This is a genomic window from Candidatus Eisenbacteria bacterium, from assembly GCA_018831195.1.
Lineage (GTDB): Bacteria > Eisenbacteria > RBG-16-71-46 > CAIMUX01 > JAHJDP01 > JAHJDP01.
The window spans coordinates 60,150-82,811 of the sequence record JAHJDP010000034.1 but is presented as its reverse complement, the minus strand read 5'-3'; the positions used below and the strand labels follow the sequence as shown (position 1 = coordinate 82,811).

Sequence of the window (22,662 nt, the reverse complement as noted above, 5' to 3'; positions counted from 1 at the left end):
TCGAAAACGCGGATCAGGCTGTCATAGACCGCCGCAGACGGCGTCGTATTTAACATTTCGATCAGGGAAATAATGTCTCCCCAGCTCTCTATGTCTTCAAAGGTCTCCTTTGTATACATCTCCTCATAGGCCGCTGAATCGGGCAGCAACGCCAATCTGTCATAACATTTATAGATGAGAGTGCTGTCTTCCAGGTTGTGATTCTCAAGAAAATGCTCATCCGGATGCTCGACCATCAAGTAGGTTCCAACGTTGTAATTGTTGATGACGAGATGGATCGGTTCCGTATCCGGGGCCGGCACGCCGGTATCCCGAAACATCTGATAAGCCTCTTCTTCCCTTAACAAAGTCTTGTCCGGGAACTCGGCTGTAAGGTTGATTTTCCGGGCCTCGCCGCGGAATGGATGCACGCTGGAGAATTTCACCTTGAAGGATTTCTTTATCAATTTGCGGATGACATTTCCGCGGTAGCGGATCTCGGCATCGCTGTAGATCGTGTCGTTCACGGCCACAATGGCGGGCACATAAAGCTCGCTGTCGGGGTAAGCGGTCAACAGCGCATAATCGGCGGGATCAATGGTGACCTGAAAGAGCGGCAGCAGCGTCTCCTCATGATGGAGAGGATGGGCTTCCACCACGGCGGTGTAGTTGCTTACATTGTTGTAGACATCCACAGCCGCGACCCGGTATTGATAAACCAGATCGGGATCGGCGTTAAAATCAAGATACCGGCTGACCAGGCTCAATTCGGTATTGATCTGCCCCCAAGATCCCGAGGGAAGCTGGCGGCGATAAACGCGGTAACCCTTAAGATCTTCCTCCGTATTGTCATACCAATTCAGGAGAACACAGCCGAAGCTGTTCACAACCTGCTCGATGACCGGCATCTCCGGCGCCTCGAAATCCGGCTCAGCCGAACGAACCTCAATCGTGGAGATCTGCGACAGCGGCCATTGCACACCGGTCACGGATAAAAGACCATCCGTTACCGTTGTGAGGTACCGGTATTTCAAAACATAATCACGTTCCACCCGGTCGAAGATATCGAGCCCGGTCTGCACCTGAGTCGCCTGAATCCAGATATCGAAAGCGTTCTGACCCACAGCGTGGCTTTCATAATCGACCATCTCCAGGGTCACGAGATACTGGTCATTGGGAGCGGCGAAGCGATAGCGGAAGAAATTATGACGCGCTGTCAGGTAGGCGCGCTCATCATAGGTTCCACCGATCGTATGCCAAGTGAGTGTCGCGGCGCCTTCCATGTAGCCGTACCCCATTCCCTCATTCCAGGCCCGGTCGGGACTGTAGGTCACCCCATGGATATCGGTCAGGGTATCTCCCCCGCAGTTGACCCGGTAGAGAAGACGTGAGCCGGAGGAGCCGTCGGAGCGCGGTTCGAGCCCGTTAACCGGGCCGCCGAATCCGGCGACCGGCAAAGCGAGAAGGGAGATGCAGAGCAGGAGTCCCAATGCTGAGATGTGATGAGCTGTCTTGATCTCGGTACCCTCCCTGATAAGCGACGACGATCCAAGAAGTTTCCGGGGGATGTCCGGGATTCGGCGAATCCGTTGCTTTGTATAGAGTATACCACAAAATGGCCCACATTTCAGCTCCCCTCGGGCAAGCAGACACCCGGCGGGATATGTCGGATAACTCATTGATTGGCAATGAATTATCCGCGCAACAGGCTCTGTATTCCGCTAAACCTTCATCGGCACTGATGAGCATGTCTTCAAAACGACCCGGCGGATGTGATTAATGCCGAGAAAGTTAAAGTGGTTCAACGCTTCCTGACCCAGTGTCCTATTGAAGCGCTCGACATGTGGTGAGGCGTTCGGTGCGCCGTAGAGGATGGGATGACCCGGAAGCACGGTCCCCGGTTCGGAGTCGAGGATGCTTGTGAGTTCGCAGATCGGTGGCCAGTTGCTGACACAACGTGGCGTTCTCCGGCGCCGGACCCGCTGTGAAGAAGAGAGATATGGGCTTTGATTTGTAGGCTAAGGCAGTACATCCCCATTCGACAAAGCCATCATGAACTGCTTGAGGGGAAGTATGGTGACCGGACCATCCTGTAAGCGCCGGGATCCGCAATAGACACCGAAGCATTTCTGAAGTGATCCGGATTCCTTGAGTTTTTTTAGAGATCGGGAAAACTCCGTCCGCCATTGCGCGCCCGCTTTAATTTCAATCCCGATGGCCTGCTTGTCGCGCACCCAGACAAAATCGATTTCCCCACCGGATGGAGTACGCCAATAGTAAAGCTTGCCGCCGTAGTTCGACATCTGTATCCATGCGCGGAGTTCGTTCAGCACGACCGTCTCCAGGAGCCATCCTCTTTCATCAGCTGCCAGGGTCTCACGAAGTTTTCCCGTTACCCCGCGGACAACACCCGGATCGAAGAAATAAAACTTGGGGTGTTTAACTTCCTTGACCTTTATGCGGGGTTGCCATGCCGGAAGCCAGGTGCCGATCAGTGTGTCGACTAAAATCTGAAAGTAACCTTGCACTGTGGGGCGGGCGACGGCGGCATCCCGCGCTATGGCGGCGACGTTTGTCATTTGGGCGTTCAGGATACCGGCAATCTCGAGAAATCGTGTAAATGAGTCGAGATTTTTAACCGCTGCTTCCTGCTGTATTTCTTCGCGCACATAGTTAGCGTTGTGGGCTTCTAATACATTTATTTTGTCGGCATCAGAATCTTCCGCCGCTACGGCTGGAAGCGTACCGAATCGCAATAGATCATCGATCTCAAATTCGTAACCCAGTTCGTCTCCGACGAGGGGAAAAAACTGGCGATTGATCGCCCGACCGGCGAGCAGATTGACGCCACCTCGTTTCAGCTTCCTCGCGCTCGATCCAATGATAGCGAAACGATATTTATCCGGCTGTCGATTCATGATCGCGTGGATCTCGTTGAGGAGTTCCGGCATGCGTTGGATCTCATCAATGACGATCCAGGATCCCTTCTCGAGAGCCTCGACCCGGATCCTAAAGTGGTCGGGGTTGCGCATGAGATCCAGAAGGTTCTTGGTTTCGAGCAGGTCAAACCATGTGGCATTCGGCAACTGCATGCCGAGCCGAGTCGTTTTACCCGTGCCCCTCGGACCGAATAGGAAGAAGGAGCGCGATGGGAGATTGAGACGTCGTGGATACAAAGCCAGCATTATGACGGCAAATATGCTGGAGGTCTATACATAATTCCATTTCGAATCTTGTCTAGATATAACGAAATGCTATACAACAAGTTAGAGGTTCCTTGATATAAAGGCATTCAGTAATCTTTACACCTCTCAAGAAGCCTGGCGGCGGAGTGAATACACGTGGGATAATCCCTCTAGCTGATTGTCATTGAACGAGTTGCTGAATATCTTGACCGCGCCCGGGGAGCCGCAGAAACCAACAACTGGACTGCAACCGCTGCGTCTATCCCGTTCGCTCCATCTGAGTGAGTTTCATAATATCTTTCAGATTTCTATACACGACCACATCCCAGAGGGAGCCATCGACCAGTTCAATCTTCATTTTGTAATTCCTACCGGCGACCACCTGCGTCTGAACCCGGAGGATCCGTTTGAGCCTTGCTCCCGGGCGCTCCCGGGCGATCTCGGCCGCCGCGAACTCCGCGGCATGCAGCGCCGATGGGTCGTCTGGCGAAGAATCGGAGTAGCCCCCCACCACATCCTGCCGCCCCGGATGATCCGGCCGATCGGGATGATCGGGCTCATCCGGCCGATCCGGACGATCCGGCCGATGTGGATCGCCGATCGACAGCCACCACTCCTTCTTGCGCATCTTTTCCACGGTTTTCTCGAAGAGGTTCTCCAGGCCGAGCCGCATGCTGTTGGTGTAGATCTCCCCTGGCTCCGCCCCTTCGCCGATGCCGTTCCCGGAGAAGGTGTCCGACCAGATCGATCTTTCATACGGATCGAAGCATTCAAATTTAACCCTTATGGAGAACTCCACCGCAGGTCCATCGCCGAATGGAGACGAGCGAAGGGACGCGTCTGTGATATCAGGGACCATGATCGCATCGATGTCTTGGTCGATCTCATCGAAATCCATAGAATGCACCACAACAGCGTCATCAAAATTCCGTTTGCACATTTTCCAAACACCATTCACGACGGCTTCACCGATCTCAAAGTTCGCGTACCCGGCGCCCATCGGATCCGTGTATATTGTGAACAGCGGCATAGTCGGCGGGATCATCAGACCGACGCGCAGAGGAATCTTCCGGTGGGATGATGCAGGAATGTGAAAATCTGTCGGCGCCCTGTACCGCACCGTGGAACATCCAACCAAAAACGTCACTAGAACCAAGCTCATTCGAAAATAGGATTTCGGAATCATTTTCTCACTCCTTATGTCCCGGATGTGATTTTCGCTCACGCCGTTGACGGTCTGCGCAGGTTACCCCTCATCTAGGACACGGGTAACGAAGCGCGGCAGGACCCCCAGATCCCCACCTGGTTTGATGTGGTCGATCTTGTGCTGAGATCCACTGGAACTAACCAGCGTGATCGACGTCCATGTTCCAGTCTCGTTCTGTGGTTTGAAAGTGTCCCGATAGAGGTCTCGTTCCCCGGCAAATATCTGCCGCACGATGGGATAAACATCTCGATCGACGACGGTCAGTCTGATCCACGTATCCACGACCCGGAAGGCGTTTCTTGACACGTGGATGTCATAACCTGTCTCGGCAGGCGCGATTTCAAATTTTATGTCACCGCCTCCGTTAGTCTCCCAGATCATCTCCGCGATATCCCCGCGTCCAGGCAAGGGCGGATCGCGGTGAATGGGGATGTCTCCGCACGACAGGGACAAGAAAACCAAAACTGCCATCGCCATTGCAGCTTTCATAGCGTACCCTCGCTCATCGGTGCCAGTTGATCACTCCTCAACCTCGATGGAATACTCCTTCTCACCCTCCTGGCCGCTTTGGTTGGTTCCCATGCACCATGCATTGACCGTGAAGGTGGTTGACACACTGTCTGAAATGTACTCCCGTTCACCTCCCGGCGCCACCACATTGACCGCCCTTAAACAAAGTCAGGCCGGCCGTCTATCCTCCCGGACCATGCCCGCGCCTTTGCTTGCTATAGACGTGGGGCTCGGGCATGATTCAGGCTTAGGAGTAGGCTTTGCGAAGACGACGCTGTGCTTCTGTCGCGGCTTATCATTGATTCATGATACGCGATGTGCGCGGGAAGGAGACGAGGACAATGCGTTGGGCTGTCAGCAGATTTGCCACCTCCGGGACCCGGCGGGCGACGCGCCGGCACAAACCCCGTGGCGTCCCCGGGAAAGGACCCATGCTCATCACATGGCTCAGTGCCGCGTTGTTCCTTGCGGTTTTCCTCTCGCCCGCGGCCGCGCAGTACGACATGGAGCAGGAAACGGGAGTCAGCGTCATGGCGCGTTCTTGGCTCTCAGCCATCGATCCGATTGCCGGGGCCATCGCCAGGAAAGAGGTCTATTTACTTCCCATGCTCGGCGCGACTCTGTCCATTCGTCCCGGTTTCGCTTCCAACTACAGCCTTCTGGTAACGGGATTCTATGGTGAAGGCGAAGGCGATATCCTCATCCCAGGATCGGCATACGAAAGCAGCGTATTCATTCCCCTTGTGGGCACGGTGCCGGTCAGCCTGGCCTTCCCGGACGTTCAAGGGACGACCAAAGCCGAACGGATGGACTTCGAATTCCTCATCTGCCGCACCTTTCCGGGCAAGTGGTTCTCGCTGTTCTTCGGACCTCGCTACGCGTCATGGAGCGAGACGTCGGCGGGGCAGGTTGGCTATACATTAGCGATTAACAATTCCGTCGCGCAGGATGCAACCGCGGACCTCATCTTGGATCTCGATAGTGAATTTTTCGGCTTCGAGTTCGGAATGGGCGTGGTCGGCGAGATGACGGACAGCGGTCGCCACCGCCTCTTCAGCAACTTTATCTTTGGCGCCGCTTACACCGAATGGGAATCCACCGGCCGGATTGAACAGGGCATTATTCCGCCTCTGACTTTTCTGGAGTTTCTTGGCCTGCCCGAACCAAAGCTCAGCGGGGAACATTTCAACACGTCCCTCGACGCCAATCTCGGTTATCAATACAGCGGCGATCGGCTCGGGTTCAGTGCCCGCTACAGGGTCTTTGTACTCGTAGAGGAAAACGTTTTCGAGCAAACACAGTTCACGACGCTCCACGGTCCTGAGCTGGGATTGTCATATACATTTTAGACCTGTTCGGCTTCCAGCAAAGGAAAGAGCATGCTGAGATCCGCCTGCTGGATTATTCTTCTCCCGATGATCTCTCTCTGTCTTCCGGGAACACCCGCTTTGGCGCAGGACAGCGCCGCGCTGGTCATCGGCAACAGCCAGTACCAGCATACAGCTCGGCTCAAGAACCCCGTGAATGACGCCGCCGGGCTCGCGATGAAACTCGAGGGGCTCGGTTTCCAGGTTCTTCACGGCAGCGATCTCACCAAGCAAGAAATCGAGGAACACCTGGTCTCGTTCAACAAGCTCATCAAGGGCGCGGAAATCGCGGTCTTTTACTATGCGGGCCACGGTCTTCAGATCAACGGAAAGAACTACTTGATTCCGGTGGACTTCGACCCGAACGCTGAAGTCGATCTCACCTTACAACTCGTCAGTCTTGATCAGGCGCTGAAAGAGATGGCGAGTGACAAGCGGGTGACCCTCATTTTTCTAGATGCCTGCCGGGACAACCCGTTCGCGGAAGAGCTGAAAACGGACAGTACGGCCGGGCGGTCACTGGCCGTCGATGACACACGCGCGGTGAAGGTCATCGGACAGGGGCTGGCGGAAGTCGAGAGCGGGGTGGGCACTCTGATATCGTTCGCCACGCAACCGGGAAACGTGGCGCTCGACGGTACCGGGGAGCACAGCCCCTTCACGGAAGGTTTGCTCGAGTTCATTGGCAAGCCGGGGACGGAAGTCAGCGACATGCTTAAGAATGTTCGCAAGCATGTGTATAAGGTGACGGATGGTAAGCAGATCCCTTGGGACCATTCTTCTTTAGTAGAGCGGTATTACTTCAAGAAGAAAAAACAGCGACGGGCGCCCCCCCCGTAAAGACAAAAACGGGCGCCCGCCATGGCACTGTCTGGAGCTATGGCCATGCTTGCAAGTCCGCGGATCCTATCCCCGCTATCATGCCGGGGCCGGATGGCACGAATCCTCAACGGCCCGGGAGCCGTCGCTTTCGCGATGCTCATTCTGTCGGCGACCGCGTTCGCCCAGCCGGCCGGCGAGCCCGCCCCCGTCCGCCGGGCCATTCTGATCGGCATCAATGAATATATGACCGACGAATTCATGGATCTGCGCGGTGCGGTCAACGACGTCGAGACGATGCGGGAGATCTTAACCAGTCGCTTCGGCTTTTTGGAAGAGAACGTCACCGTCCTGACCGATGCAGCGGCGACGCGCGCCGCGATTCTCGAGACATTCGAAAAACTGATCGAGCAAACGGCACCTCAGGACTTCGTCTATATCCATTATTCCGGGCACGGCTCGCAGGTCCCTGATCTCAACCGGGACGAACCGGACGACAATTGGGACGAGACCATCGTTCCTCACGATGCTCGAACGCCCGGCATTGCAGACATCACGGATGACGAGTTGGGCGGGATCCTGGCCCGATTGCCCGCGCAGAAAGCCGTCATCATACTGGATTCGTGCCATTCCGGCACGGCGACCCGCGGAATTTTCGTGAATCGGTCCGTGCCGCCGGACCCACGGACTGAATTGTACAAGCGTCCGCAGAACGAAATTGCAACACGGAATATCGTGCCACTCGACAAGCCGGAGCGGTATGTGCTTCTGACCGGCGCGGCATCAAACCAGAACGCCCTCGACGGTCCCCTCGAGGGCAAATTCAGGGGTTTTTTCACGTATGCGCTCGCCAGGACTCTCGCTGAAGCGGGTCCCGGGGTGTCCCCCCGTGACCTTCACGAAGGCGTCCAGCGCGTCTTCGACCAACTATCCGCAAGGTTCGGCGGACTTCCTTTTCCGGAACCGCAGGTTGAAGCGTCACCTGTGCTGCTGGAAGAACCGCTCTTCCCAATTGAGGGTGGGAAGCCTTGCTCGAAGCCGTTTCTGGTGGTGGAGCGGGAGTCAGGCGGCCGCGTGCGGCTGATACGCGGGGCGACACTCAACGCCTCCGTAAACACTTACTGGGCCATCTACCCCCCGGAAGAGACCGAATTTCACCCGGGAGAAGGCATTGCGACAGCGAGGGTGGTGGCGACCGATGGGATGGACGTCATGGCCGAGGTTGAACCGAGCGATGCCGGGGTGAGGTTCGGGAGCAGAGCGGTGATTCTGTCCGACGCCCCGCCGCCAACGCGCGTGACCGCGCGCTGGGAGGTTGCCGATCCGGAACGGCGCGCCGGCATCGAGGCGGAGGTTCATAAGCGATTTCCGGACGTTGATTTCGTTGCCGCCGGTGACTTCGCGTGGTTCCTCCTGGAAGCGCAGGAGGGAATCTGCAGGGTCTACGACGCGGCCGGCCTCTCGATTGTCGATGAGTTCCACATGAAGAGCGACGAGACGGTTGGCGAACGCCTTGCCGGCCTATTCTCCCGGTCGCTCATGGCATCGTCCCTGGTGGCGATGACGAACCCATCGTCCGACGTCCACATCGACGCGCGCGTCGTTGGTATGGAGTCGAACAACACCCTGCATATCCGCAAGCCCGGAGCCCCCCGGTGCCATGAAAACAGCCTGATGCTCGCGATCCGCGTCAGCACGGACAGTTACCTGACCATTGTTGATGTGGACGCGCAAGGCGGTGTCAACCTCCTCTTCCCCAACCCACACTCAAAGGCCGGATTCTACCCCCAAGGATTTGTCAGAGGCGCCGCGACGGTGCGCATTCCCGACTCTCTCGAGGAGGGGAACGAGGCCGGCTTTTTTTGGGATTACCAGGCACCGGCGGGAGGAGACGCCATCCAAGTATTCGCCAGCACGGATCGCGAAACGGCGGAGACTATCCGCCGATGGATCAATGGGATTCTCGAGACCGGCGCGCGAGGGGGAAGATCAGCATCCGCGTCGCCGGCTCAAGTGGCCTTGCAGCGTTTACAGAATGAGTTGATGCGCCGGGTGGTCACTCGCGGAGTGGGCGTGGTGGCCGACGCATCCGACGCTGTCGAAACTGCGGAGAACGACTTGCAGGAACAGAAACCGGCACCGGACTGGAACGCTGTCACGGTGAGGCTACAGGTCCAGGAATGAGCGCCCAGACATTTGTAAATACGCGGCAAGATAATTCCAAGAGGAGATGGTTAGATGGCTGCTAAAAATTCGAGTGCACTTATTCTTTTTGTCGCGGTGCTTTCGCTCGCCGCCGTTGGCGTGAGTGCGCAAATGTTTGGCGCGCCCATCGAGCTTCAGAAGCCCGTTTATTTCCCAACGGTCGATGGCGGAATGGAATTTCTGGAAGCAGGGAATTACACACTTCAGCGTGATGGGGCAAGCCTGAGGATTATTCCCTTGGGCGATGACGATGGCTATGTGCTCAGTGCTGAAGTGATGCTCCATAACCAGGACATCGCAGGGCCTGTTGGGCTTTCGATTCCCGGCAAGGGGGAGCTTTTTGATATTCACATGGTTGTCCTCTTGTTTCCCGGGGGTGACGCGCTGCAGGCTGCTGGAACCTATAGCGGTGTGATGCCGCGCGGCATAGTGAGCAGCGCAAAGAATGCCGCACGAAAGGCAAGAAAGGCGGCGGAAGAGGCGGCAAGGAAGGCGGAAGCGGCAAAAAGGGCGGCCGAAGAGGCGGCAAAGAAGGCGACGGAAGCGGCTGCTAGAGAGGCGGCCGAGGCCGCAAAAAAAGCCGCGGCGGAAACTGCGAGGTTGGCCGAAGCGGCCGCCAAGGAAGCCGAGGACGCTGCAAGGGCCGCGGAAAAGGCCACTCAAAAGGTTGTGGAGGATGCCGCTGAAGCGTTAAAGCTCGACAAAATAGATACATTTAACCGCATGCAATCTCTAGCCCAGCAAACTTTTGAAGAAGCGGATCGCTTGCGCAGGCAAGCGGAACTGGCGGCAAACAATCCGGAACTCATGGCCGAGTTGATGCAACAGGCGGTAAAACAAGCAGCGCTGGCGATGAACCAAGCCTGGGAAGCCGCGGTCGAAGCTGTCACATGGCTGGCCGAGGAGGCGGAGCGCTTCCTCAAGGAAATGGCATGCAAGGCGCTGCTCTACATGGTGCAGGGCATGGATTTGACGGCCGAGTTGAGCGGCCCGGCGGCCAAGGCGATCAATGAGGTCACGGGTCCGATCAGCGACAGCTTCGCCGGTGCGATGGACGTGGTCATGGAAGCAACCGGGGGTGACAAGTTGATGGCCGATCTCCAGGGCCGGATCAGCGAGGGGTTGTCGGAGATCGCCCCTCAGGTCGTGCTCGTCAATGCGGTCGCCGAACAGCTTCAATCCAACCAGCAGGTCATTCCGGAGCTCCGGGAGTTCCTGTTATCGGGCAGTCTGTGCGAGCGATCGGGCGATGAAATCCGGACTCAGTTGGAAGAGATTCTTGGGCCGGCATTCTCGATGCTCAGATACATGAAGGCGCCCAATGCGCCGGCCGCACCGCAGGCGCCAATTCACTCGATAGCCGACGTTGAGCCGGTCGCACCCGAGGAGATCGACGTCGATGAGGGTGAGCCGGTCGCACCCGAGGAGATCGACGTCGATGAGGGTGAGCCCGGCAATGGCATTGAAGAGCCATACAAAGCACCGGCGCATTTGGCGGCGCTCGATCAAAGATGGGCGCCGGAGACGCGCAGGAGCCAGAAGATCCATGGCGGACTCGCGTGTGCCCAGACCTTCACGGTGGACCGGACGGGGAAGCTGAGCGATCTCCGCATCCGTGTCAATCGCGCTCCCGACAATGCCACGCCGCTCGCGGTCGAAATCGTGCGGGTGGACAGCCAGGACGAGCCCATCCGAGATCCGGCCGCAGCTCTGTTCTCGGGCACCTTGCCGCCGGGTGAGGTCCCTCAAATCTTCAATGAGCAGATGACGTCGATCCATCTCGGTGGCGCGGACATCCGTGTCCAATCCGGCGATCGCCTGGCCGTGGTGATCACCAATCCGGGCCCCGCGGATTACGAGTGGTGGTACCTGGACGGATACTGGGAGGGCCGGGGGTATGTCTCAAGCTCGGGGCAGTGGCGCGACCGAGGAGGCGATTTCGTTTTCGAAACCGAGGTCACGACGAGTGACCTGGTGATGACGCGCGGAGACGGCGCCGTCAATGCCGAGCCGGCGGGAATCGAACAACCCACGGCGGCTCCGGTGGTGCGGCGGCTCCGGGCCGACGACTGGGACGATGGCTCGACGATTGTAAGCCTTCGGAGGCTGCTTGCGCCTCAGGCCAGGGGTGAGTCGCAGGCTGCGGATGCGACGTGGACTCCATCGAGCGACGAGTTTCAGCCGGTACGGTGCGGTCTGACCTTCGCTCAAACCTTTACGCTCAGCCAGCCCGGACAATTGAATACCATTGCTTTGCGGATCAACCGCCGGGCCTGGACCGGCGGCAACCTCATCCTCGGTCTGTGCCCTTTGGATCAGAACGATCGCCCGGTCTCCGATCCGGCGTTTGCCCTGTTCACCCTTGAGATGTCTCCCGATGACTTCCCGCTGAGTTATAGCGAGGAGCTCACCGAGATCGATGTCAGCTGGGCTGGAATTGCTGTCCTGCCAGGTGATCAATTGGCCGTGACGGTAACGAATCAAAACCCCTCAGCTTACCTGTGGTTCAGCCGGGACGGCTACGCCAACGGACAGGGGTTCGTGGGAACTCCGGGTGGCTGGGACGATATCGGTGGCGACTTCGTATTCGAGGCGATGGTCGGGCCTTGGAGCGGGGGGATCATGACGCGTGGCGCGGATGCTACTGATCACACTCCGCCAACTGACGCGTCCGGGATCCAGAGCCGCGGTGGCGGCAGCCCCACTCTCTGCGATTACGTCTGGGCGGGGATTCAGGTAGGCGGCAGCTTCAAACATGTCGCCGCGCAGCTCGGAGTCGGTTGCCAGATGCCGGAATTCGGCGCCTGGATGTTCGGGGGCGTCGGGGTAACCAGGGAGGGCGAGACCACCCTCCAGCCGATCGCGCTCCAGCTGGGTTGTTTCAAAAAATCGCAGAGGGATTTCGGTATTAGTTTGTGGCGCCTCTCGGTCGTCCCTGTTCTTTCCATCGAGTTCGAGGCCCGAGATTTCCTGCCCGAGAGCGACCGGAAGATCGAGATCATCCCCACGCAGTACGACATCGTGGATGTGGGCGAGGAGGGTGCGATCGAGCTGCGAAAACAGGAGATGATTAAAAGTGGCGAATGGGCGGAACTCGAGAAGGACCTGGATGACCGAGTCAAGAAACAACGTCGTTCCACCAAAAAGATCAGCGTCGACATCGTCTTCGATCCCCAGGAGATCAAGAGGTTCGTTCAAGGGGATGTGGCATTCGATCACACCATTGTCGGATTGATGCTCACAGCCGGACCGGAGATGGAGTGGACGAAACTCCCGACAAGCGGCACCGGCGTCTCACTTACACTCTCAGGAGCCGCATCTTTCCCATTGATACAGGCGCCGCGCCCGGCGCCCGGCGCCTACATCGATTGTTCGCCGGATAACCCGTCGGCGCTGCAAGCCGCGGGGTTCGCGGCCGAAGAGATTGCCAAGGAGCACACATTTCTATTCCGTCCGCCGGGACCAGCGCTCAAACAGCTTCTCCAGGTTCAAACGCAGGTTGTCGCGGGCACGAACTACAAAATGAAGCTCGAACTGGTCGATACCTCGATGTGGGAAGCGGTCGTGCATAAAAATCCGAAAGGCAAGCTAACAATGACGCAGATGAATCAAATAGAATAAACGCGGCGGGTGAAGTTCGTACCGTTCGGATTGGAGGCGCAGAAGATCCTGTTTTGGCCTACTACCGCAAACCATCGCATGGACCATTGGGGACCTTTGCTCTCAATTTTGAACAAATCCGGATTTTCATCTCGCCCAGGACGTTTATACAATCGGATTCCTTAGTGTCGAAAACTGTGCTGAAGATCGGTGCGATGAATGTCACATCATTATATAGGTCAACTGGATAGCTGCTGCTATTGCATTGACGCAGCGATAGAATGAGATTATGGTAATAGGCAAGTCTTCCCGGGCAGATGCCAGTTTTATATCCCTATCCTGAATGGAGAGTCAGCTGCAAATGGTCACTGTTGACACCCCGCCCCCATTTGAACCCTACAAGGGTACCGAACCATACAGCTTCGTGAGTTATGCCCATGCCGATGGGGCATCGGTCTTTGAGGATCTGAAAGTACTCCACAATCATGGGGTCCGTATTTGGTACGATGAGGGCCTTGATCCCGGTAACGAATGGTCGGACGGAATAGCCAATGCACTGATACATTCATCTTACTTTTTAGTGTTTGTCTCAGCCGCCGCTGATAACTCAGATAATGTCAGCAACGAAATCCATATGGCGTTAGAGCTAAAAAAACCGACGCTGGCGATCTATATTGAAGATATCCAACTTCGCCCTGGACTTCGTCTACAATTGGGCGCCCGCCAAGCACTCAAAAAGTTTGCGATCCCGAGAAGCCGGTATTTGAAGAAGGTTATTTCATCGCTTCCAAAAACTATCTTCGACGCGCGTATCCCTGATCCTTCAGTTCCAAGACAGGATTCGCCTAACGAAGCTTACCTGAATTCTCCGCAGCTTGATGAACGATACGAGGAGGCCGTTCACGAAAGAACCCTCGCCGAGACTGCCCGCGGGAACATCAAGGACTATAGCAAGAAACTTGAACAACAAATCTCAAATGCAGCTCGAAGTGATGCAGCCGAAGCTGATCGGTTACGAAAACTGAAGCGTTTTATTGAGAAAGAAGTTTTAAATAGTGAAAAACTCCAGGCTGTAGAGATCAAGCTCCAGTCAGGCGAGTTTATGATCCGCGACCGGGTGTGTAACAAAGCCATCTCCACCTATAGATCGGGGAGAGCAGAACTTGAGAGTCTTGCGGCGCTGATCTCCAAGGAAGACCTCAGATTGCGGACAGAAGCGATGTCAGCCGAAGCAATGGAGGCATATGCCGGCACTTCTGATCTCTTCAAGAGCCTTGAAATCACGCCCCCCACCGAATTCAATGAAGGAGAGCGAGCCATCCAGGCAGCTGAAGCAGAGATGTCGCGTGGCGACCTCCAGCAAGCGCTAAATAACTACTCCCTTGCAAAGGCAAAGTTCTCCAATGCCCGCGAGAGCGCCCCTGTTCTGGCTGCCGAATGCGCCGAGCGCAAGGCGACGGAGAGGAGCCGAGAGCTGGCAGAACTCCTCCAGACGGTCCAGACAGGACGGGTCGAAGGTCAGGAGGAAGCCCGACGTGCCCTGCTTGAAGGACAAGCCGCTCTTCGTGACAGAGATATCGACAAAGCCATCAATTGCTTCGAACTCGCTGACGTTGGCATTACAAATACCCTTGAGCGCGTGCATGAGCTCATCGCTCGAAGAGCTTCGATTGAATCACTTCAGCAGCTGGTTGTCTTGGATCGAACCAAGGCAAAGCAAGATAACGATAACAACCAGTTGACACCTTCCAAGACATTTGAACAAGCGGAGCAGCTTCTGGAAGCAGGCCGCCAATACCTGCAAGAGATGGAACTATCCCTGGCGGAAAAAGCCTTCAAAGAAGCACAGCAGGCTTATGCATGTTCTCGCGAGGAGACGTTGCAGCGTGTGGAAAAACGCGAGCCCGCAGATCAGGCGGAACGCCAAGCATCGGCGGACATCAGCGCACTGGAGAGAAGGTTTCAAGATTGGAAGATCCCGGAACCCGGAGCGATTTTGATGGCGCGGGAATGGTTCGAGCTGGGCAACGAGTATCGCAAACAGGAAAAGGTAACAGATTCAATTGTGGCCTATGGCGAGGCAAGGCGCCAGATCGCGTCCGAGCTTGTCATTTCCTCTCGTGTGCCGGCGAGCTGGAGACGGCTTGATCGGGAACCTGGATCAAGGGGATGGGCCCGTCGGGCTACCGATCCGCGCAGTGGGATCGTGTTTGTGCTTGTGGAGCCGGGGAGCTTCAAGCCGGAAGACGGGAACGAGAAATCGAGTCGCGAGATTGTCATCGCTGACCCGTTCTACATGGCCGAGACACCGACGACCCGCGGCCAATGGCGGAAATACCAGCTTTATGCCAACTCACATCACACGCTGCAGGATCGACTTCTCTCCGTGGACCATCCCGCTACGGACCTAAGCTGGAGCGAGGCGGATTCATTCTGCCGGCACTTCGGCTACCAATTACCTACGGAAGCAGAGTGGGAGTATGTATGCAGGGCCGGCGGACCGGTGAATCCAAAAATTCCGATCGGTTCTATCGCCTGGCATGCTGGAAATTCTGGGATCTTCATTAATAAAGTGAAACAGAAACAGCCTAATTCCTGGGGCTTTTTCGATATGCTGGGGAATATCTGGGAGTGGTGTTGCAACTCTCTGGATTGCGAGGAAAGCAACCCATCGAACAGGCAGCGCGTCAATTGTAGAGTGTTGCAAGGCGGGTCGATTTCCACTAAAGCTGAAGAACTTTCGGGCTCAACACAAACGTCACGATCGGAAAACAGCGTCGGGGGGGATATCGGATTCCGGTGCATCAAGCGACTTAAGTGACGCATCAAGGGACGTCCATCTGCTACTCAGCGTTCCAAACGCAGTGTCCCATTGAACCGCCATTGACTCGCTTACTCCAAGCTTCATTGCGCCACCCCGCTCAAATTCCCCCTCAATTGTTCAAACAATTCTTTGTAGATGGTGATTTCCCCTACCGCGGGATCACCTATCGCCATGTGCACTCCCTGCCGCCCATACAACTTTGCTTCTTTAACATTTTTGATCTCATTCCAAGGTATCAGCAGCTTGCATTCTTTTCCCAGCGGTGGACTCACCCGAAGGAACAGTCCACCGCTCCCAATACCGACGGTGACGCAACTCCGATACCTCACGACCCCGATCTTCACCGTCTGCTTGGTTTGACTGACGTCGCCGGGGTCGTTGGTCGCATGATAATGCTCAGATAGCTTGTTCAAGCCGCTCACCTTGGAAAATATACCCATACTCCTCACCTTCTACTCGACAAGCATGGCCGCGCCCAACAGAGAGACCGGCAATCTCACCGCAAGCGAACAACCCGTAGCACCGCACCGTTACCCTTAACGAAGTAGTTCCCCGCCGGAACGCTCCGCCCCAGCGCATCATTCCCGTCCCATGTCCAACCGGAGAGCGCCTTAGACTCGCCCAGGTCGCGCACCAGTCTGCCATCCGCCGCGAAGACCCGCAGGGTGCCTGCGGCAGGCCCGCCTGGAATGGCGGGCGCGATCCGGACCGCACCGAGAAACGGATTCGGTGAGGCCGACAGCATAGGCGCGGTCACGATGTTCCCATTCGGGTGGATCCCGGAGAGATCGGTCAGCTGCGCCGCCATGACCCATCCGCCGTTGCCGAATTCGCGCGCATGAACCGCCTTGCCTCCGGCGACCAGGAAGAGCCCGTCGGCGCTGATGTCCACGCTGAGACACGAACCGACGCCGCCGATGGCGTCATCCTGAATGTGCTGGATCGGGACCCCGGTGTCGCGGTCGTAGACAGTCACAATGTTGCCGAAGGTGTCTCCAGAGCGCCCCCAGGAACCCGCGGCGAGCAGGCTTCCGTCGGCCGTCAGAGAAAGCGAGGACACCCAATCCCCGTAGCTCGCGTCGATCCACAATGGGATCGCGCTGCCGATGTCCAGCAGCGCCACGCGACCGCCGTAGGAGCCCGTCGAAAGCCACCCCCCCGCGGCGATGGTGGATCCGTCGTCAGACACCGCCAATGCTGTCGCCCAGGTCGTGCCGGTCAAGTTATAAGTCCAGAGGGGTGCGTAGTCGGTTCCGTTCCAGAGGTAGACGCGGACCAAGTGGCTGAATCCGCTGGTGACGAGGATGCTCCCGTCGCCGGAGAGAACCGCCGGGACCTGCGTCTCACCCGGAATCGCCACCGAATCACGAAGAGCGCCCGTCAGCGCGTCCCAAATCTTGACGTAGGTGCGCACATTGGCCGCGACGACGAGCCCGTCGGCCGACACGTCCACTCCCTCGGGCGGGGCGGTCAGCGGCGCCTTGAAGAGAAACGTCCCGGAGCCGTCCCAGACGTAGACCTCGCCTGAAGTACCGTCGGGATTCCCGCTCGCCCCCATGTAAGTGTTGCCGGAACTCGACACCGCGCAGCGATACCCGACCTGCGGCGCCGGAAAGCTCCCGCTGTGAGTCGGTGTCGGGCTGGCCGCATCGAAGGTGTAAAGCGAATCGCCCCGTCCCGTGGCCGTGAGCATGGCGCCGGTTTGATCGGCGTCCACGTCGATCTGGAACTGCACGGTCATGGGCCGCCACCACTCGGGGAGCGCGTCGACCTCGGTGTCGTAAGTCGAAACCCGCATGTTGTTCAGCCACCACCCGGCGATGATGTGCGCGCCGTCTCCGGTGATCGCCACCCGTTCCGCTATCGCATTCTGGTGGTTCTGATCGATCCAGAGATAGGAACGGGCATCGCGGGGAAAGGTCGCGGGCGTCGCCGCACCCGGCATCGGCACGGGATCGGGATCGGGCGCCGGGGAATTCGACCAGGTCACGGAGCGAACGACCACAGAGCTTCCCGGCCCGGCGGCCGTCTCAATCGAGACGCCCTCGGAGGCCCAGCACGCCGCGCCCTGGGCAAAGAGGAGTAACAACAGGAGAGATACAGTGACAGACCGATTTGATGACATGCGACACCCCCTCATGGTGAAGGCCGTGGATCTCCGCGCGCTAAAGATTCACCGCGACGGACGAGGACGCGCCGGAGGGACTGTGGAGGGTCTTGCTTCCGGCGGTATCGATGATAGCCGCTAATAAGATATTCCAACGCTCCTTCGGCGCAGGCCGACCCCTCATTGGCCGGCCACAAGGATAATATAGAACTCTGGGGCGAAGAGCAACCATCTTTCAACGCCTTCCATGTCTCCACCATGGACGAGGAATCGAGGAGTCATGTCCCAGGGATTCGCCGCACAGACCTTCTGCCTCACCCAGAGAGTGTCGGATTTGTAAAAGTCACCGGTCCACTATTCCTTGGCGTGATGACGCACGAATGGAGACGAAATGAGTGTACCTATGATGGTCATGACCCTGGCACAACCGGGGAAGAGATCCCATTACGAATTGGCCGGGGTTCTGATACGATTGTTTTTGGAATGTCATTCATCTGACGCTACAAAGCTAATCATCTTTGGGTGGGAGGTTCTGGTCGTGTCAAAACGTTTGGCCGCGTTTCTTTTTCTGTTCGTCATCTCAACGCTCGGCGCACAAGCACAGAATAACTGTTTTTATTGCCATGCAACTCATCCGATGTCACTTCGGGGTCTGCACCGCGGGGGTGTGGCGGCTTGCGATTTCTGCCATACGATGCACAATAGCCAGGATGGGTCGCCGGCCGACTCGGAACATCCTAACGGGATTGCTTTTTTACTTGTACATTCTAACCCCAGTGATGTCTGCTTGATCTGCCATGACGATCTCATCAGTCACAATTTCAGCAGCAATCCCCTCAATCCGGGACGGATGATCGGCGCCGGACATAATGTTATCGTTCCGTCACGAAATGTCGGTCCGGATGATGTGCTGGAAACCTCTCCGGGCGGATCCTTCCCATCCGACCAATTCAGTTGTACAAGTTGCTATGATCCCCACGGTAATCGAAATTTCAGGATGCTCTATGGGGATGGAGGCGTGGCGCAACACGAGCTCTTTGCCTATCAAGTTCCCGCCCCCGATGCCTCCGGGGCGTCGATCTATCACGGATATGAATCGAATACACGGCGCACCGCCTATCTCGCACTTGTACCCTTTGAAGATCAGAATATGACGATCAATAGCGATGATGGCCCGACCGCTACAAGCCAGGTCATGTGCCTGACCTGTCATCGGGCCCATGCCAGCTCCGCTCCTGACGCGGGCCGTTGGGATTTCTCTATTACCTATCTCTCAGATGACGGCGTGGCCTCCGGTTCATACCCTATTGAGGATCCCTATACCAGCCCCAACCAGCGTTCATTGTGCAATAAATGCCACGTGAAGGATTTCGGAGACGCGCCCCTCTAGAATGGGGATGGTTGTCCCTTTTACAAATCTCATCCCGCCCAAAATAGTCGGCTCCGATTATGTGATCGAGACATTCTCTCACCGCTAGTCACTCAATGCGGACGGATTAAATGGGAGGGGTGGCTTTCGAGTTCTTCGTTCTGTGTCATCTTGATTCAATGGCATAACTCTGCTATCCTTCGGCTGATCAATTAAACGACAGGACAAACCCGGTGTCCTGCTATCCCCGTTAATCTGAAGTATGAGAGAGGATAATAGCTATGCAGCATCGAATTTCTGGTCTCCTTGTGCTCCTCATCGTGACCTTCGCCGTTCCCAATCCGGCCGAAGCTGCGCCGGAGATGGTCACGGTTCCCGCCGGGGTTTTTATCATGGGCGACGGTACATCAACGTGCGGCATTAATCAGCGCACGGTAACTCTCACCCGCGATTTCGACATCTGCCGCCACGAGGTGACAAACCAGGAATTTATGGAAGCGCTCCAATGGGCGTATAACAGCGGCTATGTGACGGCTTCGACGGCGACGGTGTGGGACAATCTCGATGGAAGCACGCTGGTGCTTCTTCAAATGAATAATGACTTTTGTGAGATTCAGTTTAACGGCGCCGGGATATTTTATCTCCGGCAGTCGCCGTCTACCCAGGCGCAGACCGCCTACCCAAGCGGATATAATCCGGCGAGCCATCCCGCCTTAATGGTGACCTGGTACGGAGCGGCGCGCTACTGCGATTGGCTCAGCCTTCAGGACGGATTGACGCGGGCTTACGATCACAACGGCAATTGGGCGTGCCATGGAGGCGATCCCTACGGCGCCGAGGGATACCGACTGCCGACGGATGCCGAGTGGGAGTATGCGGCGCAATATGACGATGAGCGCATCTATCCTTGGGGGAATCAAGCGCCGACCTGCAGCCTGGCCAATTCGCGCAACTGCGTTCACTGGACCGCCCCGGCGGAAACTTACCCGGGCGCGCCCCAAGCGCTGGGTCTCACGGAGATGGCTGGAAATATTTTCGAGTGGTGCAACGATTGGCATGTGTGCGAACTTGGGACCGCTCCCGCGATTGATCCGGCAGGCCCCGGCAGCGGTACCTACCGGGTTATTCATGGAGGGTGTTGGGACCACAGTAGTTCCTACATGCCGAACGCCTTGCGACCCACCAACCAGAATCCCAATACCAGCTCTTTTCTTCTTGGTTTTCGCGCCGCACGAACCTATGACACGTCCCACGCTGAAAATCAAATCGGGACAACTCCGGTCGGGCTCCTTGCCGGCAACGCCCCGAATCCATTTGTCTTCAGCACCAGTATCTCCTTCCGCGTCCCCGCGAGCGTGAGCGGCGCGCCGCTCGAATTGCGCATCTACAATCCCGCCGGAAGGCTGGTTCGCACATTAATTGATTCGTACAAGCCGGAGGGGAGTTATTGCATCGCCTGGAACGGCGCCGACAATTCCGGCGTCCCCGTGGCGCCTGGTGTCTATTTCTATCGCCTGCAATGGAACGGGAGAAGCGAAACGCAGCGGATGATATTGGCAAGATAATAATCTGCGCGGTATCTGAAGCGACCGCCTCTGCAGGATCGGGGGCGGTCGCTTTACATTCATTCATGAATAAACGATGGTCGTCGCGCCCTACTCCTCAGCCCAGAGCCGGGTCTTGTTCCCGGAGGCATCGGTTGAACCTTGAAATTTCGATGGATACCGACGAGATTTCAAGGTACCCCGGCAATCACGAAGACTCGCCCCCAACAGATCAAACGTATCCGCCAACTGCTGCGCGAGCATCGGGTCGTCGGCATTATCGGCGCCCGGCAGGTTGGCAAGACGACGCTGGCCAGACAGATCGTCGAACGGCACTACGGTCCGACCGCCGTCTTCGATCTCGAAAATCCTGACGATCTTTCACGCCTCTCGGAACCTATGCTGGCACTCAAGGACCTGCGAGGCCTCGTGGTGATCGATGAGATCCAGCGCGTCCCGGATCTCTTTCCCGTGTTGCGCGTGCTTGCGGATCGCCCTCGGCGCCCGGCAAGCTTCCTCATTCTCTCGAAGGCCACCCAAAACCAGGGGCGTCATGGGAGTGGTTTGCGATGAGCGCTGTGATCAGGCAAGTGAATGCACGACGCGAACAATGTTATTACTGGGCGACCCATGCCGGTGCCGAGCTCGATTTATTGATCGTGCAAGGTCAAAATCGGTGGGGTCTCGAATTCAAGCGAACATCAGCGCCTAAAATCACCCGCTCGCCGACGCCAACAAGCCCCGGGAAAGCCACAAGATTTCCCGTCGGCGGCGATAAAACTATTCCAGCTCGATGACAACGGGACATCCGGGCGCTCCATAGACACAGAGCATGCTGGACGTCTCCAATAGCACCCGCGGCAAATGGCTGAAAGCGATTCCAATTTCCGCATGAAAACTGCCGTCGAGATTCAGAGGGATGGGTTCAGAGCCGATCGCCCCGTCACCATAGGTCTCAATCCTCAACCGGCTGGCATTGGTGACCCCCTGAAGGTTAAGGCGCAAATTACTGTGAGGTGACGCCGTATATTCCCAAATGATCTGCTGGAGATCCACCCACAAACTGTCTACCGGTCCCGCCGTATAAGAGAGCATCAACGCCGGTGAGCTTGAGGATATACATTGGCCGCCGGTAGCAGGATTAGTCTCCACCAGAGCGAAATAACCCTTATCCCTCTCCGTCGCGGTGAAGACGAAGATGCGATTGCATGTGCCGGGGCCGGTATTGGTTGAATCTTCCCGCGATAGCACCAGGTCATCCCCATCAATGAAGTGCACCCATGGAACACCGGGCGGGCAATCAGAGACAGTCACCGAAATCGAATCTCCGGGTGTGATGACGAATTCTCTTGAGACGCGATTCTCGGGAAAGGAATTTTCACCGTGCGGTAGAAGGAGTCCGACCATCGCCATTTGAATGCCGTTAAGATCCAGATCATCCCGCGAGACCGTGTACTGCGGGGATGCTTCCACGGTGAACGAGTCCGGATCGGAGACAATGCCATGCGTTATAGGAGGCTTTTCTTCAACCCAGTCATCATCACCGGGCTTTTGCGTATCCTCACAAGCCGTAACCCACAGAACCATGATGAACAATAGCGGCAATAGAATTTTCATCGATTTCATGTTCACTCCCACTACAACCCCAACAACCCTTGATCAATACGACATGTTGTTTGGTTTCGGGACGTGATATCGCCGGGGAATCTCCACTCGACGATATGCGGCGGGTCACCGCAAGGCGCCCACTGAACTAACTCCCCGTGTATAAATAGCGTATCGGATGGACTCATCGCTGTCATCCGCGAAAACCCCGTAACTTCCCCTTGCCGGACAACTCCCCGGTGCCTCCTGAAACCCCGTCCACGCTGCTGCGATTGGAGTTGCGCCGGGACCGGGGCGTCATTTGGCCGGCATGGAATTGTAAGGTCCATGCGCTCAAGAGC

At 56.9% G+C, this 22,662-nt stretch carries 16 protein-coding genes and 1 pseudogene; 9 read left to right on the top strand and 8 right to left on the bottom strand.

The window, feature by feature from the left end; genetic code table 11:
* From KJ970_07300 to KJ970_07280, 5 genes are all read right to left on the bottom strand, one after another.
* On the bottom strand, positions 1-1,658 hold a 1,658-nt coding region (locus tag KJ970_07300), incomplete at its 3' end, for a CotH kinase family protein (protein MBU2690719.1).
* Between the two features lie 42 nt (positions 1,659-1,700).
* Positions 1,701-1,871 (bottom strand): hypothetical protein, encoded by a 171-nt coding sequence (locus KJ970_07295; GenBank protein ID MBU2690718.1) that lies wholly within the window; start codon positions 1,869-1,871, stop codon positions 1,701-1,703.
* Between the two features lie 126 nt (positions 1,872-1,997).
* Positions 1,998-3,164, bottom strand: a complete 1,167-nt coding sequence (locus tag KJ970_07290) for a DUF4143 domain-containing protein (protein ID MBU2690717.1) — start codon at positions 3,162-3,164, stop codon at positions 1,998-2,000.
* A 259-nt stretch (positions 3,165-3,423) separates the two neighbouring features.
* Positions 3,424-4,350, bottom strand: coding sequence for a hypothetical protein (locus KJ970_07285; protein MBU2690716.1), 927 nt, complete (start codon positions 4,348-4,350; stop codon positions 3,424-3,426).
* A gap of 60 nt (positions 4,351-4,410) precedes the next feature.
* The gene (locus KJ970_07280) at positions 4,411-4,752 is read right to left on the bottom strand and encodes a hypothetical protein (GenBank protein ID MBU2690715.1); all 342 of its coding nucleotides are present in this window, start codon (positions 4,750-4,752) and stop codon (positions 4,411-4,413) included.
* Positions 4,753-5,222: 470 nt separating this feature from the next.
* On the opposite strand from KJ970_07280, the gene KJ970_07275 reads away from it, so the two are divergent.
* The 5 genes from KJ970_07275 to KJ970_07255 all read left to right on the top strand — a co-directional run bounded on the left by KJ970_07275 (position 5,223) and on the right by KJ970_07255 (position 15,693).
* The gene (locus KJ970_07275) at positions 5,223-6,230 is read left to right on the top strand and encodes a hypothetical protein (protein ID MBU2690714.1); all 1,008 of its coding nucleotides are present in this window, start codon (positions 5,223-5,225) and stop codon (positions 6,228-6,230) included.
* A 30-nt stretch (positions 6,231-6,260) separates the two neighbouring features.
* A complete protein-coding gene (locus KJ970_07270) occupies positions 6,261-7,088 on the top strand; it encodes a caspase domain-containing protein (protein ID MBU2690713.1) in 828 nt (275 codons plus the stop codon).
* A 93-nt stretch (positions 7,089-7,181) separates the two neighbouring features.
* Positions 7,182-9,251, top strand: coding sequence for a caspase family protein (locus KJ970_07265; GenBank protein MBU2690712.1), 2,070 nt, complete (start codon positions 7,182-7,184; stop codon positions 9,249-9,251).
* 54 nt (positions 9,252-9,305) lie between these two features.
* The gene (locus KJ970_07260; GenBank protein ID MBU2690711.1) at positions 9,306-12,893 is read left to right on the top strand and encodes a hypothetical protein; all 3,588 of its coding nucleotides are present in this window, start codon (positions 9,306-9,308) and stop codon (positions 12,891-12,893) included.
* Between the two features lie 340 nt (positions 12,894-13,233).
* Positions 13,234-15,693 (top strand): SUMF1/EgtB/PvdO family nonheme iron enzyme, encoded by a 2,460-nt coding sequence (locus KJ970_07255; protein ID MBU2690710.1) that lies wholly within the window; start codon positions 13,234-13,236, stop codon positions 15,691-15,693.
* Positions 15,694-15,776: 83 nt separating this feature from the next.
* Here the strand turns inward: KJ970_07255 and KJ970_07250 are convergent, their stop codons facing one another.
* Together KJ970_07250 and KJ970_07245 are read right to left on the bottom strand one after the other, a co-directional pair.
* A complete protein-coding gene (locus KJ970_07250; protein MBU2690709.1) occupies positions 15,777-16,109 on the bottom strand; it encodes a hypothetical protein in 333 nt (110 codons plus the stop codon).
* 83 nt (positions 16,110-16,192) lie between these two features.
* A complete protein-coding gene (locus KJ970_07245; GenBank protein MBU2690708.1) occupies positions 16,193-17,836 on the bottom strand; it encodes a hypothetical protein in 1,644 nt (547 codons plus the stop codon).
* Between the two features lie 358 nt (positions 17,837-18,194).
* Between KJ970_07245 and KJ970_07240 the strand changes: the two genes are divergently transcribed.
* The 4 genes and pseudogenes from KJ970_07240 to KJ970_07225 all read left to right on the top strand — a co-directional run bounded on the left by KJ970_07240 (position 18,195) and on the right by KJ970_07225 (position 21,513).
* A complete protein-coding gene (locus KJ970_07240) occupies positions 18,195-19,193 on the top strand; it encodes a hypothetical protein (GenBank protein MBU2690707.1) in 999 nt (332 codons plus the stop codon).
* A 260-nt stretch (positions 19,194-19,453) separates the two neighbouring features.
* Positions 19,454-20,737, top strand: coding sequence for an SUMF1/EgtB/PvdO family nonheme iron enzyme (locus KJ970_07235; protein ID MBU2690706.1), 1,284 nt, complete (start codon positions 19,454-19,456; stop codon positions 20,735-20,737).
* Positions 20,738-20,923: 186 nt separating this feature from the next.
* Entirely contained in the window at positions 20,924-21,289 is a 366-nt protein-coding gene (locus KJ970_07230) for an AAA family ATPase (GenBank protein ID MBU2690705.1), read from the top strand.
* Positions 21,241-21,513, top strand: a pseudogene (locus KJ970_07225) (DUF4143 domain-containing protein). The gene KJ970_07230 and the pseudogene KJ970_07225 overlap by 49 nt, the downstream one beginning before the upstream one ends.
* On the opposite strand, the gene KJ970_07220 reads toward KJ970_07225, so the two are convergent.
* Complete coding sequence (locus KJ970_07220; protein ID MBU2690704.1) at positions 21,497-22,342, bottom strand: hypothetical protein; 846 nt, start codon at positions 22,340-22,342, stop codon at positions 21,497-21,499. The pseudogene KJ970_07225 and the gene KJ970_07220 sit on opposite strands and share 17 nt — an antisense overlap.
* Positions 22,343-22,662: the final 320 nt, after the last annotated feature.

What these genes read in the sequence shown, in the direction of transcription:
- KJ970_07240 (MBU2690707.1), top strand. Translation starts at nt 18,195, where the DNA reads ATGAGTGTACCTATGATGGTCATGACCCTGGCACAACCGGGGAAGAGA.
- KJ970_07265 (MBU2690712.1), top strand. Translation starts at nt 7,182, where the DNA reads ATGGCACGAATCCTCAACGGCCCGGGAGCCGTCGCTTTCGCGATGCTC.
- KJ970_07290 (MBU2690717.1), bottom strand. Translation starts at nt 3,164, where the DNA reads ATGCTGGCTTTGTATCCACGACGTCTCAATCTCCCATCGCGCTCCTTC.
- KJ970_07270 (MBU2690713.1), top strand. Translation starts at nt 6,261, where the DNA reads ATGCTGAGATCCGCCTGCTGGATTATTCTTCTCCCGATGATCTCTCTC.
- KJ970_07220 (MBU2690704.1), bottom strand. Translation starts at nt 22,342, where the DNA reads ATGAAATCGATGAAAATTCTATTGCCGCTATTGTTCATCATGGTTCTG.
- KJ970_07285 (MBU2690716.1), bottom strand. Translation starts at nt 4,350, where the DNA reads ATGATTCCGAAATCCTATTTTCGAATGAGCTTGGTTCTAGTGACGTTT.
- KJ970_07245 (MBU2690708.1), bottom strand. Translation starts at nt 17,836, where the DNA reads ATGAGGGGGTGTCGCATGTCATCAAATCGGTCTGTCACTGTATCTCTC.
- KJ970_07255 (MBU2690710.1), top strand. Translation starts at nt 13,234, where the DNA reads ATGGTCACTGTTGACACCCCGCCCCCATTTGAACCCTACAAGGGTACC.
- KJ970_07280 (MBU2690715.1), bottom strand. Translation starts at nt 4,752, where the DNA reads ATGATCTGGGAGACTAACGGAGGCGGTGACATAAAATTTGAAATCGCG.
- KJ970_07235 (MBU2690706.1), top strand. Translation starts at nt 19,454, where the DNA reads ATGCAGCATCGAATTTCTGGTCTCCTTGTGCTCCTCATCGTGACCTTC.
- KJ970_07260 (MBU2690711.1), top strand. Translation starts at nt 9,306, where the DNA reads ATGGCTGCTAAAAATTCGAGTGCACTTATTCTTTTTGTCGCGGTGCTT.
- KJ970_07275 (MBU2690714.1), top strand. Translation starts at nt 5,223, where the DNA reads ATGCGTTGGGCTGTCAGCAGATTTGCCACCTCCGGGACCCGGCGGGCG.